Consider the following 23,490-nt stretch of genomic DNA (forward strand, 5'->3'; position numbering starts at 1 on the left):
AATCTCCAAAAAATGGAGTATGCCAATTCGCGATTGGGGCATTATAATTGGGCAACTGATGATATTTTTTGAGGACCGGCTGCAAGGTAAAATGGTTTCGTGATCGGGGGCGCTGCCCCCGAACCCCCGGAGTTTATCGCTTGGTTTTCCAAGACGGCAGATAAAAGCGACGGTCTCCATCGGAATCCGCCGCCTCGCCAAACCTCAAGCGCCGCTCGGGTCGCGCTCCCGCGTTGCCCTATCCTGCGCATGAGTAAAAGCATTATTAGTGTGTACAATTACTTGTGAGATTATTCCATTTACACGGAAGCCGGTACACTCCCGGCGCTATTATTTTTTCCGTAGTACGAAAGCAATAAAATTCAGATATTTCCCGCCGCCTGCGTCCATTGTTTTGCGGCAATGAACCGCAATCTCATTTTCTTCTTGGTTCAGCCAATCCACCCAAACGTTCTCGTTGCTTTCCATCTCGTATATGGAAATTACCTCTGCATCACGGCTGCTATTCACTATTTCCGTCCAATAAGCAATATCACGCAGATAGGCAAGTTGCTCCGGTGTCCACGAGAGAAGCAATTCTTTCGGCAGGTTATCATGGCAATCTTTTTTCAGGCCGGGTACGCAGCAGTAAATATATCCACCGTGTTTGACAAAGGGCAGTAGTTTTTCGTCCAAGTATTTTGGGTCACGTCCCCAAAAGTTATAGGAATCTGTGCTGACTACCGCATCGAAAAATTCTTTTTCAAAGGGCAAGGCGGTGGCGTCAGCCTTAACGGGTGTAATCTGTTCAAGGGTTAATCCCATTTTATAAAAAAAACTACGGTTTTCCTGCGGCTCACTCCACAAATCGGCGGCGTAAACCTTGAAGCCATAATCTTTTACGAGCATAACACTTGTATGCCCTTGCCCACTTCCGAGGTCGCAGACGAGACTTCCGGCAGGGATTTTATGATTTAGCAGCATTTCTTCCTGCAATTTGAATGGGTTAGGCCCCATGGCCGTAGCCAGTAATTCGGGGGTATTGTACTTTTGGCTTATTGGATACTCCATTGTAATTGCTCCTTATCTTATCGTTTATTTGCTTTTGCATAGTTAAATTATACCCCGTTCCTTTTATAGAAGCTCCCTACTGAACGATACAGAAGCAAAAAGGCGACATGACAAATCTGCCATGCTGCCTTTAAGGTATATTTATCATTTCTTCTTTTCGGATAATATCTTATATACAGTCTTGGGCGACAAATAGAACTTATTTGCCAGTTGCGGGACAGGTGTACCACGCTGGTATTCCGTAAAAATGGTTGCATTACGTTCGTCAAGCAATTGTCTACTATTACTTAATTCGCCCCAGCCTTTTTTGTTTTCTTCTTTACGAGGAATATAAAGATATTCGCCGTCAATATGTTGTTGTATTGCCATAATCAAATCATCTGGCAATACACAGATTGCATTTTTATAGCCCATTGTGCGCCTCCTGTAATAATCAAAAAATAGGATTACGCAAGGACTATCCTCATATTTGAATTATGCGATAGCCCTTGCTACGCACAATACCGACTCCAATGCACCTTTAGGGATAAGACAACGCTCCTTTCGTATTTATCTATTGTTCTTGTCTTTAATATGCTTCTTTAATTGTTTCATTTCACCCTTGCCGCCGAACATTCTATTGAGTTTCTCGTTTTCAAGCTGGCGGGCATTTAATCCGGCGTATGATACTTCCCGTTGCAATTTTTGATAGCTCTCAAAGCGTTTTTCGGACAGTGTTCCATTTTCGATTGCTTCTCTAATGGCGCAGCCCGGCTCTACTCCGTGAGAACAGTCGCCAAATTTGCACCGGGCGGCAATTTGTTCAATATCTTCAAAGGTTTTTGACAGGTTGCCCGTATAAATCTGCAACTCCCGCATACCGGGCGTGTCTATGACAATGCCGCCATTTGGCAATAGCAATAGTTGGCGGTGGGTTGTGGTATGTCTGCCCTTGGCATCATCTTCCCGTATCGCTCTTGTTACAAGCACATCCTGCCCCATAAGGCGGTTAATAAGTGTGGACTTGCCAACTCCTGATGAACCGACAAACGCAATCGTCTTTCCTTGCCCGATATAAGCGTTAATCTCGTCAAATCCATTCCCGTTTTCAGAAGAACAGGTAATGACCTCCGCTCCCATGCTCACCGAAGCAATATCGTTAAGCTTCTGCGGTAAATCAATACACAAATCGGATTTTGTCAGAACGATAACCGGGGTCGCCATACTATCCCATGCGATTGTTAAATATCGTTCAATTCGCCGGATATTAAAATCCGCATTGAGCGACATACAAATGAAGATAGTGTCAATATTGGCCGCAATCACCTGTCCAGCATTTTCCGTACCGGCAGATTGCCGCGCTAAAACGCTTTTGCGGCGCAGGATATGATGAATGATTGCATTGCCGGTGCTTCCGTCCAACCGGTCAATCATCACCCAATCCCCAACGGCGGGGAAGCTGGTTTGGTCGTTTGCGTGGTAAGCAAATTTACCCGAAACACTTGCATCTATTTCTCCGTATTCACTAACTACTTTATATAGGTCGCGGTGTTGCTCGGTAACTCTGGCGATAAACAGGCCATTATATAAGGTTGCCTCCTGTTCAAAGCGTTCGTTTAGTCCGTAGTTTTTCAAATCGATATTCAATGGTTTCAAATCCTTTCGCAAAGTATATGCGTACCAAATAGCCTTGCGACAATAAAAAAAGCGCAGTTACCCACTGCGCTGCAAAACAAACAAAAGAAGGTGTTAAACAAACACTTCTCCGTCATTCCGTAAGGCATTTGGGCACACAAAATAAGCAGGTCAAAATCCTGCCTCTGTGATACAAATAATTACCTTATCGGACGACCGACATCAATACACCTCTTTCTAATAATTATATAATAGAGTAACATTATTTCGCAAAATTGTCAAATCCCTATCATTGCATCATATTAGGGCTTCCGCTAATCGGCAAGCAGGGCAAGTGTCAATACACTTGCCCTGCTTGTTGGGGCCTGCCCCAAACCCGTGCCACTTCGGGCCATATTGGCCTGAAGATGGTCGCTCCGCTTAAGACAGAAAAAGTACCTGTCGGTTAAGTGTCCAACAGGTACTTTTAAAACTATGCTTTACTTATAAACGATTTGATAGAGGGCGCTTTCCTCGGCCTCATGATTTAGTTCATTCATCGCGCCGACCCATTCCATCTGCCGGCTTGCCTTATCCGGCAGATTTCTTTTCCGGATGGTTTGGTTTATAATGTCCTGGATCATTTCCCTTGTAAGTAAATCCACTTTGGCGAGATGGGTGTATAATTCACCTGACAACAATAGCTTTGCATACAATCCGCGCCTGTGGGTTTTCAGATAGGTATGGCGCAGCATACCGTACTTGCCGATTGTAGCCTGTTCGGCTTCGGGCAGAGCTACATCAGGCAACAGGTAATCTCCAGACTGTGAATAAGTAATCTCTTTTATTTGCTTTAGCCTCCAATACGTTTGTAGTTGCTGTTTCCAGCTTATTTACAATACCGTTTGCCGACTATCCAATGTTTGTTTGAGATTACTTCCTTATCACATGCCGCCTTAAGTAGGCGGTTTTTTACTTTAAAGCAATTTTTTTCTGTATAATTCGACAGCGTCTTAATTGTTTAATTGAAATTAAACAATTAAGACTATATAATCTAACTAGCTGGGGTGAGTAATAAAATATGAACACAATCGAATCAGCGGAATTACGCTTCATAGAAAATATGGGCCTTATTTTTGAACGATCAGGAGCCTCCAAAACACTGGGACGGGTTTTCGGCCGTCTTCTTTTGGCTGAACAGCCTAAAACCCTGGATCAAATAGCTGCGGATCTATTTTTCAGCAAGGCTACGGCCTCATTGACCATGCGTCAGGGACTGGCCTTGCGTTTGTTTGAGAAGGTGAGCATACCGGGCGAGCGCAAAGATCTATACCAGGCCAGGTCAGAGTCGTGGATCAGTTTAATGGCTGATAAGATCAACACCCTGATTGAGTGGGAAGCACTGGTCGGGCAGGGCCTGTGTATTTTGAAACCAGAAAATCAGTTTGCTGTGGAAAATCTTTCAGCAATGAAAGATTATCTGGACTTTTTACGCTGGTACATGGAAGATTTCAGAGAACAATATGAACTCTGGAAAAAAGGACAAATCAATAAAAAAACCGCAAAGGAAACACGTCATGAGTAATAAAGTGCTGATGAAGCTGAGCGGGATTACCAGGACCTATTTAATGGGCGAAGTTACCGTTGATGCCTTAAAAGAGACTTCTCTGGACATCTATGAGGGTGAACTGCTGGTTATTCTCGGACCCAGCGGTTCCGGCAAGAGCACTTTACTTAATATTATGGGCGGCATGGACCTGCCTTCAACCGGTGAAGTGTTCTTTGACGGTGAAAACTTGAGCCGCGCCGCGGAGGGCCAGTTAACAGCTTATAGACGCCGGGAAGTGGGCTTTGTCTTTCAATTTTACAACCTGATCCCGGATCTGACCGCCGGGGAAAACGTTGAACTGGCGGCCGGACTGGTCGAAGACCCGCTTTCGGTAACTGAGATGTTAAAGGAGGTGGGCCTGGCGGCCAGGATTGATCATTTTCCATCTCAGTTGAGCGGCGGCGAACAGCAGCGGGTGGCCATCGCCCGCGCCGCTGTCAAGAAGCCCCGCCTGCTTTTATGCGACGAACCGACCGGGGCGCTGGATCACTTGACGGGCAAATTAATGCTCAGCCTGTTGCAAAAGGTCAACCGGGAGCAGGGCAGCACTGTGATCATCGTCACCCATAACACCCCGATCAGCGCTATGGCGCAACGGGTCGTGCGCATGAGCAGCGGCAGGATTTCGGAAATTATTGAGAACACGTCACCGCTATCACCCGAAAGGATTGACTGGTAATGGGTGTACTGAGCAGGAAACTGTGGCGTACCATCCGCAGCACCAGAGGGCAGTTCCTGGCCGTTGTGGCGGTGGTAACCATAGGCATCGCTGTTTATATCGGCATGTCTACCGCCTACTATAACCTTAACCGCTCACAGAGCCTTTTTTATCAGGAAAATAATTTTGCGGACTATTTTTTCCAGGTGGTCAGGGCGCCCCAGGAGATTACCAGGCAAGTCGAATCTATTCCCGGGGTTATGAAGGCCACCGGTCGTATTCAAAAAGATGTGCCGATCCTGAAGGAGGACCACCAGAGGGCCACCGCCCGCCTGATTAGCTACCCCTTGCCCATGAATACGGAGGTCAACCGCCTGCAGGTACAGACGGGCCGCCTATTTGATCAATACCCTGAGAGCGGCGGCATCGAGGCCCTGGTTGATCCCCAGTACTTTAACGCCAACCGGCTCTCCTTCAACGATACGGTGAGCATTGTGGCCGAAGGAAAGCAGGTATTTCTGACCGTGGTGGGGACGGCAATAAGCCCCGAGACGATTGTTACCATGAAGGACGCGGCCACCATGATGCCTGATCCGAAAACCTTCGGGATCATCATGATGCCGCAGAACCAGGCCGAACAGATTCTTAACTTGAACGGTGAAATCAACCAGGTGGTCATAACACTTGCGCCGGGGGCCGACGAAAAACATGTGGCGGAGCAGGTAAAGACCTTGCTGGAGCCATACGGCAACCTGGCGGATTACCCCCGTAAGGACCAGCTCAGCCACGCCATTTTGCAGGGGGAGCTTAACGGGCTGCGCACCCTGGCCAGCTTTATGCCGGTTATCTTTCTAGGTGTCGCCGCCCTGATCCAGTTTGTCATGCTGGGTCGGATGGTTAAGGCGCAACGCCAGCAGATCGGGGTGATGAAGGCCCTGGGGTACGGCAGCGGGCAGATTATGCTGCACTATACCGGTTACGCCCTGGCGGTAGCCTTTTGGGGAGCGCTATTGGGCAGCCTGTTGGGTCTCGGGCTGGCCACGGTGATGTCACAGGCTTACGCGCTTTACTTCAACCTGCCGCAATCCATCGGCGGGGTGAACCTGACTGCTATCTTATCAGGCCTGTTCCTCTCTTTGGGAGTGAGCCTTATCGCCGGCCTTACCGCATCCCGCGGGGTGGCGGTGATCAGGCCGGCTGAGTCCATGCGCCCGGAGCCCCCTGCGGGGACCGGCCGGGTCGTGCTCGAGCAGTGGAACTGCTTGTGGCGCAGGCTTGACCCGGCCTGGAAAATGAGCCTTAGGACGATCAACCGCAAGCGGGGGCGCTTTGCAGTGACAATGGTGGGGGTTGTTTTCGCGGTTGGCCTGCTGGTAATGTCATTGTTCTTTAGTGATGCAATTGATTATATGGTTAAGAAACACTTTTACGAGGAACAACGCTATGACTTGTTGGTCCGTTTCAATGGGCCGGTCAAGGATAATGAGCTGCTGAACCTGTCCCGTCTGGATGGAGTCATCAAGACAGAACCGGTTTTGGAAATACCGGTGAAGTTATATATCAACGGCCGCTCGGAAGACGACCTCCTGGTGGGAGTGCCGCAGGCGTTGACCTTGAAAAAGCTGGTCAACGACACTGGTAAACAACTGCCATACCCGGAAGAAGGTATCCTGATCAGCCGCAGTACGGCGGACAAGCTGGGCGCCCGGCCTGGTGACCGGGTCGAATTGGAAACGCTTCTGGGGCTGGGGCCTGCCAGGCGAGCCGAAGTTAAAATTACAGGGATTAACCGCCAGCTGGTAGGCAGCGGTTCGTACATTTCTTTGGAGCAGGCTAACCGCATCCTGCAAGAAAGCGGGGTGGTTTCCGGGGCCATGTTGAAGGTAGACCCCGGCAAGACGGCCATGGTGGAGCAACAATTGGGAGATATGACCGGTGTTTCATCGATTTCCAGTCTCCGTAAGGAGCTTGCCAATTTAAACCAGAATATGGACAGCATGGTTTATTCCCTGACCATAATGATTATTTTCGCTGTGTTGTTGGGTTTTGCCATTGTCTACAACTCTTCGGTAATCAGCTTTGCCGAGCGCAGAAGAGAGCTCGCCACGCTCAGGGTGTTAGGTTTTACCACGCAAGAGATATCCGGTTTACTGTTGAAAGAGAATATACTGCAGTCGCTCCTGGGAGTAGCCCTGGGTTTGCCTTTCGGGCTTTATCTGAGCAAGTGGTACGTTAAGGCCGCCAGCACCGACCTTTACACCATACCGGTGATCATCTATCCTCAGACCTACCTTTTTTCCGCTCTGGGCGGTGTCTGTTTTATTATGGTTGCCCATTTCCTGGCGGTACGCGGAGTCAAACAGATTGACATGGTGGAAGTTTTAAAGAACACAGATTAGGCGGTGAGGATTCAGAATGAAGCGGAAAAGAAGGATTTATGTGTGGGGCGGTATTGCTCTGGCCGTGCTTGCGGTTGCAGCTCAGTTGTTGATGCGGGGAGGGCAAGAAGTAGCAGCGGTTAAGGTCCAAACCGGCAGCGTCAACCGTACCGTGACTGACAGCGGCTACGTGCAGCCTGCTTCAGACTTCAACATCCACGCTACGCAGACTGCCAGAGTAACGCAGGTGGTGGCAGAGGCCGGCCAGCCGGTAAAACAGGGGGAGACTCTGGTGGTGCTGGAAAACCTGGACCTTTCCCTGCAGATCAGTGATACGCAGTCACAGATAGCGCAGGCCGGAAACACGGCAGCCGGGGCGCGGGCGGCTCTGGAGAGGTTAAACCTGGAACTGAAAGACGCCAGTGATAACTTGGACCGGATCCAGGAGCTGTTCGAGGGCGGCGCCGTATCCCGCGCCGATTATGACAAGGCTGTACTGTTGGTGGAAACCTGCCGCCAGAATTTAAATGAGCAAAGCAGCAAACTGGACAGTGCTCTGGCCCAAGAGGCCGGGCTCAGGCAGACGTTGAGTCAGCTGTCCGCCAAGGAGGGCCAGTTGGTGGTGAAAAGCCCCACCGACGGGATGGTGCTTAATCTCCCGGTCAAGCAAGAAGAGGTGGTCAATTCAGGCGCGCTGCTGGCCGTGCTGGCTGCCGCAGGCCAACTGGAGGTAAAGGCAGATATTCTCAGTGACGACCTGCGCGAGGTCCGAGTGGGCCAAAAAGTATCAATAACCGCGCCGGTATTGGGTGGGGAAAAGCTTGCCGGCGAAGTAAAGAAAATCTATCCCAGTGCGGAGGAAAAGGAGTCCGCCCTGGGTGTTATTCAGCGACGCGTGCCGGTAATCATCACCCTGCCCGACCCGGATGTTTTAAAGCCTGGTTATGAGGTAAGGGTGGCCATCGAAACCCTGACCCGCGAGGATGTACTGGTGCTGCCCCGGGAAGCGGTACGTACCACGGGAGACGGCCATAAGGAAGTGATGGTGGTGACGCAGGGGCAGGTGCAGCGCCGCACCGTGCAAACCGGGCTGAGCGACCAGGAGAACATAGAAATTACCGGCGGCCTGGAGTCCGGAGAAATGATTGTCAGGGACGGTGGCCTTGATTTAAAAGAAAAAGCCAAGGTTAAACCCGTGGAGAAGGTTTAATAGAAAGCAAGGGGACGGTTCTTTTGCTTCCTTTTAAGGCTGGATAAGGCTAGGACATTGCTTGGAACTTATGTAATTACGAGGCAATTATGAATCTTTCGAGCCGGTGGGTTTATGACCCCCGGCTCGTAGTTCATGCGTCCCTAAAATGCAGGTGCGAATTCATTCGCACATTGACCCCACAGAAATGCAGCAACGGTGTCTGTGGAAGTCCCTTAAATTGCTCCGTACAAATTAGAGCATCGGCGCCAACAAGTTCGGCGCTGGTACCCCGGGTGCGGTTTCAATCGCGCCCGCACAAAACCAACTTGGAGAAACCTCCCTGTTCAGGTACTCTTACAGAAGTAACGAATGTTTAAAACTGCGGCAGGTTGTCCAGATTGTTCTCTGCGGTTTCATCAGGGTTGCTCCTAAGGTATTCCTGGCCGCTCCTTGCCCTGGCTACGTTCACTCCTTCGATAAGCCCGTCCTGGGCCAGCATAATGGCCTGGTCGATACTATAAATGTTGCCGTTCAGCATTACATCGGTGATATCGCCTTCGTTGTTCTTTCTTACTTTCTCAATTCTCATTTCCATATAAACACCTCCTGGCCGTAGTATGCCCCTATTAACAACCAGGCATAATAACCGGGAGGTGATTTTGGTGGAACGTCAAAACGTATCTCCTGAGTGCGGAGCATGTAATTTGTTTGGTGATTATATGTGTCCCGGCATGGTGTTTTTTAACAGTGAGGGATGCCAAAAACTCCGGAAGCAGGGGGACGATTTTCCTGCTTCCTCATGATGGTGGATTGCCTGCCATATGGTGTATTTTCATCCAGAATTCCGGTGGTACCGGCATGACCGACAGGCGGGGCAGGCGGACCAGCTCCCACCCGGCAAAGCCGTGGTCCTGTTTGATTGCGGCCAGTGGAACCGGGTGGTTAAGCCGGTACTTTGGCGCGATACGGATGTTGAGCAGGTTGGTTTGACTCGGGTCCGGGTAAGGAGCGGAAACCACCTCTGCTATTCCGATCACGGATTTTTCCTTGCCGGTGTGATAAATAAACGCCAGATCTCCGGGACGCATGTTTTTCATGTTTTTTAAAGCGGCAAAGTTCTTGACTCCATCCCACACGTCCTGCCCGGCCTGTTCCAGGTCGAAGTAGCTGTACTCATCAGGTTCTGTCTTCATAAGCCAGTAGGCCATGATTGCCTCCTAAACATCTTCTTTGCTGTTATTTTCACTGTCATTGAAGAGGATTATGCAAGCCGTAAGTAAGCAGGTTCGGAAGCAGGGGGACGGGAAGCAGGGGGACGGTTCTTTTGCTTCCTTTTTATTTAGGAAGCAAAAGAACCGTCCCCCTGCTTCCAGCTGATGTCTTAACTTTCCACCAGGCTGAGCCATTTTTCCATATGGTCGTTAAGCTGCCTGCGGGCTTCTTCGATCTCTTCCTGTCTCTTCCGGCAGGCCTGGTAGTCCTGATAGACTTCAGGCAGGAAAAGTTCCGCCTCAAGGCGGGAAATGTTCCCTTCGAGGTCGGCGATTACCTGCTCAAGGTCCTCAACCCGGCGGCGGCGCATGCGTTTTTGCCGCTCTTCTTCCTTCTTCTGGAGATATTGTTTTTTTTCGGCGCTTTCTTCTCTGGCCGGTTCAGCCGAGGTACACCTGTTTTCTTGCTGCTCACGTTCTGATTTTTTAAAGAGATAATAATCATAGTTCCCAAGGTAGCTGGACATGCCGTCAGTGGAGAGTTCCAGCACCCTGGTTGCCGTTTTGTTGATAAAGTACCGGTCGTGTGACACAAACAGGATGGCGCCGGGATAGCCGTCAAGAGCCTCCTCCAGTACTTCCTTGGCAGGCAGATCGAGGTGGTTGGTCGGCTCGTCCAGAAGCAATAAGTTGGCCTTCTGCAGCATTAAGGCTGCCAGGGTCAGCCGGGATTTTTCACCGCCGCTTAAGTCTCTCACGTACTTTTTGACCTCGTCGCCGCGGAACAGAAATCTTCCAAGCACCGTGCGGATATCCACCTCGTCCAGGCTGGGATACCGGTCCCAGAGCTCGTGGAGGACCTGCTTGTCCCCGCTCAACCCTTGCTGCTCCTGGTCGTAATAGCCGATCTGAACATGGCTGCCCAGTGTTACCTGCCCTTCCAGAGAAGGGAGCAGGCCGGCAATGGTTTTGAGCAGGGTGGATTTGCCGATCCCGTTGGGGCCGACCAGGGCTACCCGCTCGCCCCTGTTGATTTGAAAATCCAGGCCATGGGCCAGGGTGAGATCCGTATAACCGACGCCGAGGTTTTTGACCTTCAGCACCTCCATGCCGCTGGGCCGCACAACGTTAAAGGATAGGGCTACCCGGCGCTCCTGGCCCGGGCGTTCCAGACGCTCCATCTTTTCCAGCGACTTGAGGCGGCTCTGAGCCCTTTTGGTGGTATCCTTGGCGGCCATATTGCGCCGGATGAACTCCTCCTGGCGGGCAATTTCACTCTGCTGCCGGGTATAGTTTTTTAGCTGCTGCTCAAGCAAAACGGCTTTTTGTTGAATAAACGCGCTGTAGTTGCCGGTATAGCGGGTTAGCCCGGCAGGGGTTAGTTCATATATAACTTTAGCCAGGGCATCGAGGAAGTAGCGGTCGTGAGATACCACCAGCACCGCTCCCCTGTAGGACTGCAGGTACTGCTCCAACCAGGCCAGGTTGTCCATGTCCAGGTAATTAGTGGGCTCGTCCAATATTAATAAATCTGGTTCCCCCAGCAGGCAGCGGGCCAGGGCCAGCCGGGTCTTCTGCCCGCCGCTCAGCGTGTTGACCGGAGTAGCCAGGTCCATATCGGAAAATTTGAGCCCGCTTAAGACCGAGCGGATGCTGGCCTCATAGGTGAAACCTCCCCGGCTCTTATAAAGCGCCGAGAGGTTGTCGTAGTTCTCCAGTAGTTGCCGGTTGACGCTTTCATCAACCGGTGAGGCGTCCTCCATCTGTTTTTCCATATCCCTGATTTGTTTTTCCATGTCAATAAGGGGTGTGAAAACAGTCAGCATCTCATTCCAAATGCTTCTTTCCGAATCCAGACCGCCACCTTGGGCCAGGTAGGACAACGACAAATCCCTGACTCTGGTCACTTCCCCCGTGTCCGGCGCCAGGTGGCCGGTTAATATCTTTAAAAGGGTTGATTTACCTGCTCCGTTGACTCCGACAATACCGGCCTTCTCGCCTTCCTGTACGGTAAGGCTGAGACCGGAAAAGACCTTATGAGCGCCGAAAGATTTTGCTATTTGTACCGCCTGCAACAGGACCAATGTTGCTCTCCCCTTTCAACTATCAAGTTTACAACAGCCGGCCGGGTTGGACAAGCCCATAGGCTGCTCCGGTGGGGGAGGTGCAAGATTAAAAATCAGCGCCGGTAAACCGGCGCCTTGGGGGACTTGGTAAGGTGCTTCTAACTTGGATCCACTTCGTCATAGGACAGAGTGGTCACCCGGGTGTAATTGCCTGTTTGGATTTCTTCTTTACTGGCGCTCTTTTCAAGGGCTTCCTTGTTGCCGGGGGCAAGGGACGGTCTAATTCGTTTTCTTTTCAGCTTTTTCATGCCTAACGCCTCCAGAATAATCGCCGGGGTCAGTCCGGCTGCTTTTTTGGCTCAAAACCAGTGCGGAGAATGCCTTACAAACCGCTATGGCGAGTAACGGCGAGCTCCCCAGTATTCATCCCCATAAGAACCACTGTCCATAGCTTCTACCCGTACCGTCGAAGTGCTGTTGGGCGAGTGAATCATCATGCCGTCGCCGATGTACATACCCACGTGGTGAATTTGTCCCACGCCGCCCTTGGCAGCGAAGAAGAGCAGAGCACCCGGCAGCAGGTCCTGCCTGGCAACGGCTGTCCCTGCAAGCGCTTGCTCGTCGGCGTCCCGCGGTATGGTTATGCCCTGTGACTGGTACAGCCGCATGGTAAAGCCGGAACAATCAAACCCGTAAGAGGCGGTACCGGCCCAAAGATAGGGGAGCCCTAAGAATTTCCCGGCCTCACTGACGATACCGGAGCGGGAAAAGGTCAAAGCAGATTCCGCTTTGACGTCTTCTCCGGCCAGGTACCCGTTCCCGCCGTTGGGAAGGCGGACCTCTACGAACCCGCTATTCTCTCGCAACAGGGGCAGCCTGGTCTGGTAAGGCGCTTCACCGGCAGCCTGGGTAAGCGCCTCGTCCAGGTAAATCGGAGCTGTTTTTTTAACCACAACAATTCTGGGAAGATTCTTCAGAGCATCAAGGTAGGCAGGGCTGTTGACAATATGCGCAGCCGGCGCCCAGCCGGGGTAACCTTGTTCGTTAAGCCTGGTTTTTTGTTCAACTGCTGCAACTTTAAGCCATGCGCCATGGCGTTCCAGGATGACTACCGGCTCGCCATAAAGCGCCATTGTATCTGCCTTACCGACGAGCCAGAGGCGCAGCGCCGGGTCCATACCGGCAGACCAGCCGGCCGGGTCGTTGTTCTCCCGTAAAATCAGTTCGTCATAGTCCCGCAACTTGCCTGGTGCGGACCAGAGTACTGTGGCAGGCGCGTTAACCGCTCCCCAGTTGGTATCCGGCATGGCAGACCCTCCTTTTTCAACGGAAAGCTCCCTGTTTTCAGCGGGAGGCTGGTTGAAGTGGCCCCGAAACTGACAGCCTGATAGGAATACTATTGCCGTTAGAGCAACTACGAGAGCAAGGTTTCCGGTTGCTTTTATCATATCGGTTATAAGTTCTTTCTTAAGTAGATTATATTCGTAGGATATCCATCCATATGCGCGGCATACCTTACCTTTTTCTCAGCTTGAAAAAAAGGTAAGTCAGGAGCATGGCTGTCAGCGTACTGACCAACAGCCCCGTATTTTCATTCAGGTTGAACTTAAAAGCCCACAGCCAGTAAACTCCCACCGAGCCTAAAACAGTTAAAATCAGGTACGGGAACCCTCTACTCAACTGGTACCACTACCTTTTAATTAGAGTGCTGTTAGTATTGACAATAATCTAATTGTTGTCATCATACATTTCACTGATGGTGCAGGGAACTGAACCAGATACCAGCCTGCCGTCGCCAAGTACCACGTAAATCAACCTTCCCGCGGGGTTGTCAATAACCAGCTTCGGATCAATCCACACTTGTTTGCACTTCGCCAGGTCGCAACCGGTGTAGCTGGGGCAGTGGCCGCAGCAGATATAACCACAAGTCTTGTTGTTATTAAAGTGATCCGCGCATTTGGGGATTGCCGTCCCTTCCTCCAGGTAGAGATTGAGGCAGTAGTTTGCCCTTTCCGGCAGTGTCATCCCGGTAAAATCCATAATTCAACCCTTCCTTCATTAAATATGCCCAGAATAAAAGCTCCAGAAAAACCGGACAAAAACGATGCCTTTACTTCACGTATGCTGTAAATATTCTAAGTCAACCAGGTAATTTCCTTGTTGATATATAGTTCCAAGTTTCTGGCATGGTGCGCTTTTCCATCCCTTTTATCGTGTTGTTGAGGCTTGCCATGGGCTTGAGTGTCTGCTTCATCCCTTTATCGCTGGGCGCCGCGGTTGCCGGCCAGTTGGTAGGCGGTGTCTCATACTGCAGCAGCAGGGAAGAGGGCTGAAAGTTAACAAACAAAAACCCGGGCATGTCCCGGGTTTTTCAGAGCGGTAAACAGGTCAAACACTGAGTATCTTTCGTACAAATGCCTTCATTTGTTCTTTGGCGGCAGTTTCTCTAAAAAGCACCGGCTTTTGATCCAGCCCCCTCAGACCGCCGGGGATAGCCATCCCGCTAGTTTCCCCGAGTGCTTGCAGCAGCTCAAATTCATCTTTCCCCTTTACATCTTCCTCACCCAGAATTGCCCTGGCTACACTTTCATTGAACTTGAACGGGCTGGCAGTTGAAGCTACGACTGTCCTGGCAACGTCGCCGGTGGCAGCTGCGTATTTCTGGTAGACTGACAGGCCTACCGCCGTGTGAGTGTCAACGAGATAACCGTAACGCTGGTAAACCGAGCGGATGGTTTCCAGAGTCTCCTGGTCGTTCGAGTAGGCGGACCAGAACATACGGTCGATCCCGACGCGGGTATCTTTGTCGATGTGGTAAACTCCCTTTTGGTTTAAGTCGGACATCCAGCCGCGGACCCTGGCCGGGTCACGGTTGCAAAGATGATAGAGCAGGCGTTCCAGGTTGCTGGAAATCAGTATGTCCATCGAGGGCGAAAGGGTCTTTTTGAAGTCTCTGTCCCGGTTGTAAATGCCGGTGTGAATGAAGTCGGTGAGGACATTGTTGGCATTGGAGGCGCAGACCAGTCTATTGACCGGCAAACCCATTTGACTTGCGTAATAGGCTGCCAGAATGTTGCCGAAGTTGCCGGTCGGCACCACAAAATTTATTTTCTCATCCTGTTTAATGCAGCCCCTGGCCAACAGATCCAGGTAGGCAGAAAAATAATAGACGATTTGGGGGACCAGCCGGCCCCAGTTGATGGAATTAGCCGAGGAGAGCGAGTAGTTTTGCCGGCTCAGTTCCAGGTTGAACTGTTTGTCCCCGAAGATGCTTTTAACTCCGGTCTGGGCGTCGTCGAAATTTCCCTGTACGGCGACCACGGCCACATTGGAGCCTTCCTGTGTCACCATCTGGAGTTTTTGCATCCGGCTGACGCCCTCTTGCGGGTAGAACACAATGATTTTTGTGCCCGGCACGTCCCTGAAACCTTCCAGGGCGGCCTTCCCGGTATCGCCGGAAGTGGCGACCAGGATGACGATGGTTGACTTCTCCCCGGTTTTGGCTGCAGCCCTGGTCATCAAGTGGGGCAGGATCTGCAGGGCCATGTCTTTAAATGCGCTGGTTGGTCCGTGCCACAGTTCCAGGACATGAAGAGAACTGTCAAGTTGGCGCAGCGGGGCAATTTCCGGTACGTCGAACCTGGCATGCCCATAGCCTTTAGAAACGCACTCTCTGATCTCTTCCTCCGTGAAATCGCTCAAGTAATCTGTTAATATAATGGCAGCTTTATCTTGATAGGTTAAGCCGGTCATTTCAGCCAGCTTACTAGCGGAAATTTTTTTGATTTCACTGGGGACGAATAAGCCCCCGTCCGGAGCTATGCCGAGCTTAATCGCTTCCGCGGACGAAACCTTTCTGAACTCCCCCCTGGTACTTTCGTACAACATGGTAGTCCTCCTGTGCAAATGAAATAATACTAATATTAAACAACATAAAATCCCGTACGTAAAGTAAAACAAAAGATACATGCCTAATTAAAGGGCGGCATGAAATATTTTCCTTTATTATGGGCAAAATCAATAGTAGACAGGAGGTTTTGCATATGAATTTCAAGGTCCGTGAGTTAATCAAACTGCGTGGCGCCAAATTGTTCCTTGGGCTCAGAAAAAGGCGTGAAGGCTTGCATAAAAGCAATCCGGCAAAGTTTTACCTGAAACCAAAGGAAGATACCAGGAGCGCTTTAGGCAGAAGGTTGGATATGCTTGTGGGGTTGCTGGTCAGCGGGCTGGTCGCTTTCTTCCTGCTGATCAACATTACCGGGCAGCCTGCCAATGCTGCCGCCCTTTCCCTGCTGCTGCTGGTTTTAGAAGCTTTGCTGCTGAAAAAGGCGCTGCATTTAAAGGAACGCAGGCGCCGGCTCCAGAAGCAGCTCTACCTGGCAGGTGAAAAATTTTCTGAAGACATTGTTAATATGGAATCGAAAAGTCAGTTTCCTTTATACGTATGTGATATCCTGACCAGACTGCCTGGATTTCAGTTAAGGGCCAAAGCGAAAAAAGAGGATCCTGCTGGGGATAACCAGGGTTTTGACCTGGAAGGAACTTATAAAGGGGTCCCGTTGGGGGTTTGGTGCCTGCACCAGGTGGGAGGAGAAGTTACCCCGGCTGATGTAAGGGCGTTTGCCGGGGCGCTGCATCTGGCCGGTTACAACAATGGTCTCCTGGTGACAACCGGTGATTTTGCCCCAGGTGTCAGGCGTGTCGTAGGTGAAGCAGCCCGCAAGGGGATTAAGATCAAAGCAGTAACAAGGTACGGTTTGGCCGAATTGGCCCGGCAAGCCGGGTGCAGCGTCTTTCAAAGTACGGAAGCTGGGCCGGAGGTTGTCCCACGCACTGTCCCAAAGAAGCCGTCAATGGTGCTGGCTGCCCTCCAGGATTCAGTCTTCAGTTCCAGGAAAAAGGCTAAGGGTTATTTCATATATGGTTTACTCCTTCTAGCCGGCTATTTCCTTTTAAAAGGTACGAGCGCTCTCAGCCTGGTCTACCTCTTTTTTGCCGTACTCAACCTCCTTCTGGGAGCAGGAAGTCTCTACTATGGCAGAAGCGTGGAGGAACTGGACCCTTTGGAAGGTTTTAACCCGGAGAAATAGTCCGGCATACCCTTCTCAGCTACTCTAACCCGCCATGTAAGGCTATGGGCGGGTTATTTGTTTTGCTTCTCAGCGGGTGTAGTTTATTGATATATCATTAAATGGAAGGCTTGCAGGTGGAAAAACAAGTACTTTAATTGCTTTTTTCTGCATAAGATAATGGGCGGGAGGGCTTGAAATGCCGCTGCATAACAAAATCAGGTACTGGAGGCTGCAAACAGGCATCTGGGACCTGAAAGAATTTGCCGAGATCATTGGTTTTTCTGCCTGGTTGGTGGAAAGGTGGGAAGAGCAGAAGATCCAGCCTACTCTGGAGGCCCTCTGCCGGGTCAGGGAGAGGCTGCTCACCTACCAACCTGGCATTACTCTTGACGACCTGATTGATTATATGGAGCCCCCTGAAAATTAATTTCCTTCATATTCCCGGTGTTTTGCCGGGAATTTTTTTATGCCGGAAGGTGTTCATGATATTACTTCGATAAAGAATTTAAAATAGTTTTGTGCAGGTAAACATTTTGAATAATCTGCTAGTTATCAGAATAAACTCCGGGCTTTAAGCCTGAAAAAATGTAAATATTGCTTACCGTCCTTTGATAAAGTAAAAAGCAAGAACTATTCTTGTTTTATAGGGTAATTAAAGTTTTGATGATAAATTTAGACTCAAGTTGAGGATATTAATTAGTACAACTTATTAATATAATCGTAAACATATATTTCACTTTATTTACTTGTGAATGGTAAGATAAAATTAAAATAATGGTCTGGATTTTTAATGCATACTATAATTTGACGAAATGGTGTTTGAAATGGCGCAAATATTATCAAATTTAGAAGTGATACTGCTCTACATAGTAAATGAAAAACCTTCCTATGCCTATGAAATTAATAAGGCAATCGACTCCCGGAATATAAGGATGTGGGTTAGGGTCGGATTAGCCTCTATCTACCAAGTATTAAGGAGGTTAGAGAAAAAAAAGCTGGTCTATTCGCAAGAAGAAAAAGAAGGTAAAATGCCGGACAGAATAAGATACTATATTACAGAATCCGGTAAGTCGGCGCTAAAAGAGGCTTCAAAAGAGCTTCTTTCCAATATAGAATGGTATTACCTGGACTTAAACGTTGGTTTGGAAGCGTCTGCTATCCTAACTTCCAGGGAATTAGCCAAATCTTTGATGAATAGGCTTAACAAAGTTAAATCGAACATAAAAAGAATGAAAGAAATCGTTGCATATGACAGCGACGTGCGATTTAAGAAAAAAGCCCTTATCAAAAATTTAATTTACATGCGTGAATCAGAGGAGGCTTACTTGCAAGAAGTCTTAAGAGATATGTCAATAGATATATATAAATAGTTAGAGATTCCAACAAAATTAGAGAGGCTTTTACCTCTGATAAGCAGGTAGTGCTATTAATTGACGAAATAGACAAGGCTGACCTGCTTAAAAATGAAGGAATCCCGGTCTCTTTGAATGATTTGAACTTACCCCAAAAGGACTGGAGCAGGCGATAAAAAAAAATAACAAGATAAATATATCTGCATTAAAAACAACAGCAGTAAAATAAAACCAGAATCAGCCGCAATGGTCTGCCTGGTTTCATAAATACTGCCGATATATTACCGTTGTTGTTTTGAAATAGCTATTCATTAATCCATTTGGAAGTAAATTCCATGAACACTTTTAATGATGGAGGGACATCGTCATTATTTTTCACAGCCAGAAAAATTTTTTCATTTATCGTAGGCGTCAGCAATAAAGTTTTGATGCCAAGGCCCCAATCCGCTGAGGCAACATTAGCCGGAAGCACGGCAATGCCGAGTTCCTCACGGACCAAACCCAGGATTGTCTTAACCGAAGAGCAAGTCAGCAGTATATTGGGTTCAAAGCCGGCAGCCAGGCAGGCATTATAGAAATCTACATGATGGCCGGAAGTGGGAGGGGGGACAATGAAATTTTCACACTGTAATTCTAACAGGTCTACAGATTTTCTAGCAGCAAAAGGATGACGCTCACTGGTTACAACAACCATCTGGTCAGTGGCTACGGGAATGAAGTGAAAGGGGGGCTCTACACTGTCTTGCTGAACAAAAGCCACATCAATTTTTGATTCACGCAACAAATCCAGGAGTTCATTACACTGTTTTTCCCGCAAGCTCATTGTTACTCTGGGATAATTATTTTTAAAAGATGACAGCAGGTTTGGGATGCGGTAATGCCCAATTATAGGTATCACTCCCACTGATATATGCCCTTTTTCAAAGGATACATATTCATGGATGCACCGCCGGGCTTCAATTACTTCTGACATGATTCGCTTGGCATGTGTGAGAAACTCTTTTCCTGCCGGGGTAAGCTGTACAGACCGGGTTGTTCTCGCGAATAAACTGATACCTAATTCATTTTCCAGCTTACTGATTTGCTGGGAGAGCGAGGACTGAGATGTCTTAATCTCTTCTGCGGCACGGGTAAAACCATTGTATTTTGCCACAGCCAGTACATATTCCAACTGATGCATTTCCATAATAACCCCCCCTAAATCCTTGATTGATTATGAGAAAAAATCAAGAAATTTGGCAGAATTTTGCACAATAGAATTACTGGGTATAATCCCGAGGTGTTCTCTTTGAGCTACGGTGTGCATATATGGATTTTATTATCTAAAAGTATGGTCAGAATGTAAAAAAGGGGCTCTAAAAAAAAACAATGTACCAGTTATTTCTATAAATGTAATATTTTATTATATAACTTGACTTAATGCTACTTCATATAATAGCAATATATTTGATAGTATCCCACCCCCTGTGCAAATATTTTTGCAAGCAATTAGAAAGTCCAAATAATGATAGAATGAATGACACCGCCACTCTAAGTTTTAATAACGATAGCACTTCGTATAATAGTAGTATATTAGATAATACTATTTACTGCTAACTTGTCCATTTACCTTTGGAAACACTATGAAATATGTTGTGTCATGGCATTATCTTATCATCCATAGATTAATAAGTGAAATATATGTTTAAGATTTCACTAATAATTGAAACTTATTAATGAACATGGATAATTATATGCTGTAGTTATCCCAGCAAATCTAATAACCTGCTTTAATTGGCTCGGGCAATAAAACAACTTGAAGTATTTAAAAGCTAGTGTTGATAAAAATCAGATATTGTTATTAATTAGGAAGAACTGAAGGCGGTTTAAGGTAAATGATGCCAAATACCAGATTATGATATGTAATTTGTCGAAATTATACAGCAAAACCATAAAAACAGATACAATCCATATATTTACATATATTATTAATTAAATTCTAAAAAATAGAGGGTCACTTTTTAAGCGACCCTCTATTTTTTAGAGGCCGATCCTCCTGCCGGCTGTTATATTCCCATTCGCGCGCCCTAAAGTAACGCTGTACTACTTTATATATAACGTCACGTTGCAATGGGAATTTGATTCCTGTTTGAACAGGCAGCGCTTCCTCGTAAAAACGGTCCGGGAAAGCATAATCGCCAATTTTTTCACCCTCGCGCAGATTGAATTGATGTTGCAGCTCCCAGATATTTGAAGCGGCCTTCATAACCTCCATTTCAGTATAGGGGTGACCTGTTACAGCGGTAAGCGCCCTTGCATAAAATTCGGGGCCAACGCCCTGTGGACGGGTGGTCTGATGCAAAGGCCTGTAGCATTAATGATTGTAATCAGGTCCTCGGAGTATTTGGCCATCTTTGGAATATCAACTGTTAAAGGAGGCTCACCAAATATTTCTTTCTTTAAAAATTTCGGCATATCCAGATTGTTAATAGCATCTTCTGAAACAGCAATCTCTTCCTCAAAACAGTTACGTACCTCACCATATAAATTATCAACCGGTGACCTGGTGCGTAGGCTATCCCCTCCTCTTGTATTGGTAAGATAGCCAAGCGTCCATACGTCCCATTTCCCCCTGGGATCTCGAACAGGAATTTCCACTCCCTTAATATGCATGGCATACTGGTCACTGCCGGGAATTTCTAAAGATGCTATTTTGAGCCCTTCAGCAAGCAAGTTTCCAATATCCTTTCTTAACCCAATATTCTCTAAGAGTTTAATAATACCTGGAAAATCGCCCCATATTTCGGGTGCTTCCATGCCTGATTTGTCGAGCAAGCCATGCTGGTTTGCTTCGATAGCAAAGGCGATTACACCCGAGGCGGAAACTACGTCCATACCATATAAGTTGCACACTTCCACGCATTGCAAAATCTCGGCAATTTCTTTAATCCCCAGTTTGGCGCCAAACTCTAAAACAAAGCTTACCTCCAAACCTTTATTTTCATAACCTCTGTATATCCCGCTTTTTACCTTTGTCCAGTGGGTACAAGCAACCGGGCAAGAAAAGCAAGCCAGATCCTTTTCTTTATATTTTCTCTCAAAAACGCCCCGGCCCCTGGTGTCCACCCAGTCATTGAAATAACCGTTAGTAAAATTGTTTCCGGGAAGGGCGCCAATTTTATTGTATGGGTCAGCAACCACCATGCTGCCGTAGCGATGGGTGTAGCCAAAGGACTCGTGGTTAATGACTTTTTTAAAAGCTTCAGTCATAATTCTGGCAAAGGAGCGTCTGTCCGCTACCTTGACTTCGCCAGTTCCACGAACTGCAACGGCCTTTAAATTTTTACTGCCCATTACCGCGCCCATGCCGGTCCTGCCCCATGCGCCATGGTAATTATTTTGTACTGAGGCAAAACGGACAAGCTTTTCTCCGGCCGGGCCAATGCTGGCGACTTGATAGTCCTTTCCTTTTTCCCGCTTGATCCAGTCTACAGTAGCACAGGTGTTTAAACCCCATAAATGAGTTGCATCTTCAATTTTTATTTGGTCGTTATCTATAGTTATATAAACTGGCGTGGGACTCTTTCCTGTCAACACAATATGGCTGAAACCTGCAAATTTTAAGGCTGCTCCCCAAAGCCCGCCGCTATTGCTGGTGCCAAACCGGTTGCTAAGAGGAGATTTTGAAGTAAGTTCAGTGCGTGCTGCAGTAGGCAACAGAGTTCCTACAAAAGTACCCGCCCCGAAAATCAAGTTGTTGGCCGGTCCTAATGGGTCTACATTTGGCGGCGTAAGGTCAACCAGCAGTTTAGTGTTTACCCCCAGCCCTCCTAAGTAATCCCGCTGTAGGTGAGTCGCGTCTTCAATGCATACTTTTTTGTCAGTTAAATCTATTTTAATTAACTTAGTCATCGGAGCTACCTCTTCTCCTTTACCAAAGCATTGCTGGTGCAGTAGTTTGCGCATAAGCCGCAGTTAGTACAACTATCTTCAATCTTAATTCTAAAATGGGCGCTACTTTCATCGTTATCTACTTTAATTAGAGAATGGGATGGATGAAAAGCTCCTTCGTTGGTCCAGGAACATATCATCTGACAGATCATGCACCCTGTGCAGTTTTTTTTGTAAATATTTATCTTCCACTTCATGCAAACACCTTCTTCCATTGATATTTACTTTGATCTCGTCAAATAAAGAATAATATTAAGCGTTGGTGCTGTCAATGGGCTTTTTGGACCTGTATTAATTAATATTTTAGCTTATTAGTTTAACTTATTTGTTATCAGACTATAATTATGAATATTATATTGGAATTGCAGATCATATCAAGGCATATTAATTAGCAGAACTTATTAATGCAATTATAAACATATATTTCACTTTATTCATTTACGGATAGTAAGATAAAACCAGAATAATGATTCGAAAATAACCTTTACAAGAGCTTGTTACAGAAATAATTATCCTCATGGGTGTCGGAGTGTAACTAGCGAAGGGCGAGGCGATTCAAAAAGAGGTGTCCGGTGCAGACGCCAATGACCTTACTGGATTTCTATTGGTATGTTCCGTTAAGTAAGCAGATTAAGTTTCATTATAAAACAAAATCATTGCCGTGAAGAAGTGACTGTGGATGTTTCGGATATTTTCGGTGAAGAGACGCATAAATCTGACTCTTCCAGTGAGATAAAACTATAGCAGTAGATCGACCGTGTTCTTCATAAATATAGAAGCATCCGGCAAACTTCCAAAGCGTGGATGCCATGCAACTATTATGAACAAGATGAAGAAATATAGACTGGAGAAAAATATTATATAAAAGTTTTACTGGTTACTATTATTAACATTATGCACATGAATATGTGGATAATGTGTAAAAAATAATGATGAGGGGGGCAATTAAATATAAAAGTCATAGGCAAGAATACTTGCTATGGCAATAAGGGATGCCATTAGGAAAGATTAAGGGCCATAGGAAGATCCAAGTCTATCAGGTAAAGTGGTACAAAGGGCTTATTTCAGAGCGGCAATATGTGTTGCCAATAATTTCAGTCAAAGTATTTTCTGATATCGTTGAGCCTAGTATTTATCTGGTTTGTGGCTTTTTGCACTAACGGCATCTTTTTTGCACAATCAGTTAACAAACGAGATAGGGGGGAGGCCATCTACAAAACAGTAAACTAACAAATAAATATATAAGGAAAAGTTTACAAAAGGAGTGATAGCAATGGAAGGGAACAGCCTTCGGGGATTTTTAGAGCAGTTGGAGAAAGCGGGACAGTTGGTTCATTATACCGATGAAGTTATGCCGGAGCCGGATGTACGGCGTATTG

At 47.6% G+C, this 23,490-nt stretch carries 22 protein-coding genes; 7 read left to right on the forward strand and 15 right to left on the reverse strand.

Going from position 1 to position 23,490, the window contains the following annotated elements:
- Window positions 1–330 precede the first annotated feature (330 nt).
- The 4 genes from Psfp_RS18180 to Psfp_RS18195 all read right to left on the reverse strand — a co-directional run bounded on the left by Psfp_RS18180 (window position 331) and on the right by Psfp_RS18195 (window position 3,536).
- Window positions 331–975 carry a class I SAM-dependent methyltransferase gene (locus Psfp_RS18180; RefSeq protein WP_243120784.1) on the reverse strand — a complete coding sequence of 215 codons (645 nt, stop codon included), beginning with the start codon at window positions 973–975 and terminating at the stop codon, window positions 331–333.
- A 219-nt stretch (window positions 976–1,194) separates the two neighbouring features.
- The gene (locus Psfp_RS18185; RefSeq protein WP_134219940.1) at window positions 1,195–1,464 is read right to left on the reverse strand and encodes a CD3324 family protein; all 270 of its coding nucleotides are present in this window, start codon (window positions 1,462–1,464) and stop codon (window positions 1,195–1,197) included.
- Between the two features lie 135 nt (window positions 1,465–1,599).
- Window positions 1,600–2,670, reverse strand: a complete 1,071-nt coding sequence (gene rsgA / locus Psfp_RS18190) for a ribosome small subunit-dependent GTPase A (protein WP_243120787.1) — start codon at window positions 2,668–2,670, stop codon at window positions 1,600–1,602.
- Between the two features lie 473 nt (window positions 2,671–3,143).
- Entirely contained in the window at window positions 3,144–3,536 is a 393-nt protein-coding gene (locus Psfp_RS18195; RefSeq protein ID WP_134219942.1) for a TnpV protein, read from the reverse strand.
- 188 nt (window positions 3,537–3,724) lie between these two features.
- Between Psfp_RS18195 and Psfp_RS18200 the strand changes: the two genes are divergently transcribed.
- The 4 genes from Psfp_RS18200 to Psfp_RS18215 are packed head-to-tail and all read left to right on the forward strand — an operon-like array spanning window position 3,725 to window position 8,498.
- Window positions 3,725–4,228, forward strand: a complete 504-nt coding sequence (locus Psfp_RS18200; protein WP_134219943.1) for a hypothetical protein — start codon at window positions 3,725–3,727, stop codon at window positions 4,226–4,228.
- On the forward strand, window positions 4,221–4,931 hold the full coding sequence (locus tag Psfp_RS18205; RefSeq protein ID WP_134219944.1) for an ABC transporter ATP-binding protein: 711 nt from the start codon (window positions 4,221–4,223) through the stop codon (window positions 4,929–4,931). Before Psfp_RS18200 ends, Psfp_RS18205 begins: the two co-directional genes overlap by 8 nt.
- Entirely contained in the window at window positions 4,931–7,309 is a 2,379-nt protein-coding gene (locus Psfp_RS18210) for an ABC transporter permease (protein ID WP_134219945.1), read from the forward strand. Before Psfp_RS18205 ends, Psfp_RS18210 begins: the two co-directional genes overlap by 1 nt.
- Window positions 7,310–7,325: 16 nt before the next feature.
- On the forward strand, window positions 7,326–8,498 hold the full coding sequence (locus tag Psfp_RS18215; RefSeq protein WP_134219946.1) for an efflux RND transporter periplasmic adaptor subunit: 1,173 nt from the start codon (window positions 7,326–7,328) through the stop codon (window positions 8,496–8,498).
- A 355-nt stretch (window positions 8,499–8,853) separates the two neighbouring features.
- On the opposite strand, the gene Psfp_RS18220 is transcribed toward Psfp_RS18215, so the two are convergent.
- The 8 genes from Psfp_RS18220 to thrC all read right to left on the reverse strand — a co-directional run bounded on the left by Psfp_RS18220 (window position 8,854) and on the right by thrC (window position 15,645).
- Entirely contained in the window at window positions 8,854–9,075 is a 222-nt protein-coding gene (locus tag Psfp_RS18220) for a DUF3892 domain-containing protein (protein ID WP_134219947.1), read from the reverse strand.
- A 202-nt stretch (window positions 9,076–9,277) separates the two neighbouring features.
- Complete coding sequence (locus Psfp_RS18225) at window positions 9,278–9,688, reverse strand: EVE domain-containing protein (RefSeq protein WP_134219948.1); 411 nt, start codon at window positions 9,686–9,688, stop codon at window positions 9,278–9,280.
- A gap of 173 nt (window positions 9,689–9,861) precedes the next feature.
- A complete protein-coding gene (locus tag Psfp_RS18230) occupies window positions 9,862–11,775 on the reverse strand; it encodes an ABC-F family ATP-binding cassette domain-containing protein (protein WP_134219949.1) in 1,914 nt (637 codons plus the stop codon).
- A 140-nt stretch (window positions 11,776–11,915) separates the two neighbouring features.
- Window positions 11,916–12,065, reverse strand: a complete 150-nt coding sequence (locus tag Psfp_RS21845) for a hypothetical protein (protein WP_190258888.1) — start codon at window positions 12,063–12,065, stop codon at window positions 11,916–11,918.
- Window positions 12,066–12,149: 84 nt separating this feature from the next.
- Window positions 12,150–13,064: a C40 family peptidase gene (locus Psfp_RS18235; protein WP_192895523.1), complete on the reverse strand. Its 915-nt coding sequence runs from the start codon at window positions 13,062–13,064 to the stop codon at window positions 12,150–12,152.
- A gap of 208 nt (window positions 13,065–13,272) precedes the next feature.
- On the reverse strand, window positions 13,273–13,437 hold the full coding sequence (locus Psfp_RS21850) for a hypothetical protein (RefSeq protein WP_192895524.1): 165 nt from the start codon (window positions 13,435–13,437) through the stop codon (window positions 13,273–13,275).
- Window positions 13,438–13,485: 48 nt separating this feature from the next.
- On the reverse strand, window positions 13,486–13,797 hold the full coding sequence (locus tag Psfp_RS18240) for a hypothetical protein (protein WP_134219951.1): 312 nt from the start codon (window positions 13,795–13,797) through the stop codon (window positions 13,486–13,488).
- A 348-nt stretch (window positions 13,798–14,145) separates the two neighbouring features.
- On the reverse strand, window positions 14,146–15,645 hold the full coding sequence (thrC, locus tag Psfp_RS18245) for a threonine synthase (protein ID WP_134219952.1): 1,500 nt from the start codon (window positions 15,643–15,645) through the stop codon (window positions 14,146–14,148).
- Window positions 15,646–15,800: 155 nt separating this feature from the next.
- On the opposite strand from thrC, the gene Psfp_RS18250 reads away from it, so the two are divergent.
- From Psfp_RS18250 to Psfp_RS18260, 3 genes are all read left to right on the forward strand, one after another.
- Window positions 15,801–16,847, forward strand: coding sequence for a restriction endonuclease (locus tag Psfp_RS18250; protein ID WP_192895525.1), 1,047 nt, complete (start codon window positions 15,801–15,803; stop codon window positions 16,845–16,847).
- Between the two features lie 178 nt (window positions 16,848–17,025).
- Complete coding sequence (locus Psfp_RS18255; protein WP_134219954.1) at window positions 17,026–17,256, forward strand: helix-turn-helix transcriptional regulator; 231 nt, start codon at window positions 17,026–17,028, stop codon at window positions 17,254–17,256.
- A gap of 385 nt (window positions 17,257–17,641) precedes the next feature.
- A complete protein-coding gene (locus Psfp_RS18260) occupies window positions 17,642–18,199 on the forward strand; it encodes a PadR family transcriptional regulator (protein WP_243120786.1) in 558 nt (185 codons plus the stop codon).
- A 286-nt stretch (window positions 18,200–18,485) separates the two neighbouring features.
- Here the strand turns inward: Psfp_RS18260 and Psfp_RS18265 are convergent, their stop codons facing one another.
- The 3 genes from Psfp_RS18265 to Psfp_RS18270 all read right to left on the reverse strand — a co-directional run bounded on the left by Psfp_RS18265 (window position 18,486) and on the right by Psfp_RS18270 (window position 22,072).
- A complete protein-coding gene (locus Psfp_RS18265; RefSeq protein WP_134219956.1) occupies window positions 18,486–19,367 on the reverse strand; it encodes a LysR family transcriptional regulator in 882 nt (293 codons plus the stop codon).
- Between the two features lie 807 nt (window positions 19,368–20,174).
- Entirely contained in the window at window positions 20,175–20,522 is a 348-nt protein-coding gene (locus Psfp_RS22580) for an aldehyde ferredoxin oxidoreductase C-terminal domain-containing protein (protein WP_348981161.1), read from the reverse strand.
- Window positions 20,456–22,072, reverse strand: coding sequence for an aldehyde ferredoxin oxidoreductase N-terminal domain-containing protein (locus Psfp_RS18270; RefSeq protein WP_282434361.1), 1,617 nt, complete (start codon window positions 22,070–22,072; stop codon window positions 20,456–20,458). The genes Psfp_RS22580 and Psfp_RS18270 overlap by 67 nt, the downstream gene beginning before the upstream one ends.
- Window positions 22,073–23,490 lie beyond the last annotated feature (1,418 nt).

The organism is Pelotomaculum sp. FP (assembly GCF_004369245.1).
Taxonomy (GTDB): domain Bacteria; phylum Bacillota; class Desulfotomaculia; order Desulfotomaculales; family Pelotomaculaceae; genus Pelotomaculum_C; species Pelotomaculum_C schinkii.

What these genes read in the sequence shown, in the direction of transcription:
- Psfp_RS18265 (WP_134219956.1), bottom strand. Translation starts at nt 19,367, where the DNA reads ATGGAAATGCATCAGTTGGAATATGTACTGGCTGTGGCAAAATACAAT.
- Psfp_RS21845 (WP_190258888.1), bottom strand. Translation starts at nt 12,065, where the DNA reads ATGAAAAAGCTGAAAAGAAAACGAATTAGACCGTCCCTTGCCCCCGGC.
- Psfp_RS18240 (WP_134219951.1), bottom strand. Translation starts at nt 13,797, where the DNA reads ATGGATTTTACCGGGATGACACTGCCGGAAAGGGCAAACTACTGCCTC.
- Psfp_RS18270 (WP_282434361.1), bottom strand. Translation starts at nt 22,072, where the DNA reads ATGACTAAGTTAATTAAAATAGATTTAACTGACAAAAAAGTATGCATT.
- Psfp_RS18255 (WP_134219954.1), top strand. Translation starts at nt 17,026, where the DNA reads ATGCCGCTGCATAACAAAATCAGGTACTGGAGGCTGCAAACAGGCATC.
- Psfp_RS18235 (WP_192895523.1), bottom strand. Translation starts at nt 13,064, where the DNA reads ATGCCGGATACCAACTGGGGAGCGGTTAACGCGCCTGCCACAGTACTC.
- Psfp_RS18210 (WP_134219945.1), top strand. Translation starts at nt 4,931, where the DNA reads ATGGGTGTACTGAGCAGGAAACTGTGGCGTACCATCCGCAGCACCAGA.
- Psfp_RS18200 (WP_134219943.1), top strand. Translation starts at nt 3,725, where the DNA reads ATGAACACAATCGAATCAGCGGAATTACGCTTCATAGAAAATATGGGC.
- Psfp_RS18250 (WP_192895525.1), top strand. Translation starts at nt 15,801, where the DNA reads ATGAATTTCAAGGTCCGTGAGTTAATCAAACTGCGTGGCGCCAAATTG.
- Psfp_RS18225 (WP_134219948.1), bottom strand. Translation starts at nt 9,688, where the DNA reads ATGGCCTACTGGCTTATGAAGACAGAACCTGATGAGTACAGCTACTTC.
- Psfp_RS18215 (WP_134219946.1), top strand. Translation starts at nt 7,326, where the DNA reads ATGAAGCGGAAAAGAAGGATTTATGTGTGGGGCGGTATTGCTCTGGCC.
- Psfp_RS18260 (WP_243120786.1), top strand. Translation starts at nt 17,642, where the DNA reads ATGGTGTTTGAAATGGCGCAAATATTATCAAATTTAGAAGTGATACTG.
- Psfp_RS18185 (WP_134219940.1), bottom strand. Translation starts at nt 1,464, where the DNA reads ATGGGCTATAAAAATGCAATCTGTGTATTGCCAGATGATTTGATTATG.
- thrC (WP_134219952.1), bottom strand. Translation starts at nt 15,645, where the DNA reads ATGTTGTACGAAAGTACCAGGGGGGAGTTCAGAAAGGTTTCGTCCGCG.
- Psfp_RS18220 (WP_134219947.1), bottom strand. Translation starts at nt 9,075, where the DNA reads ATGGAAATGAGAATTGAGAAAGTAAGAAAGAACAACGAAGGCGATATC.
- Psfp_RS18205 (WP_134219944.1), top strand. Translation starts at nt 4,221, where the DNA reads ATGAGTAATAAAGTGCTGATGAAGCTGAGCGGGATTACCAGGACCTAT.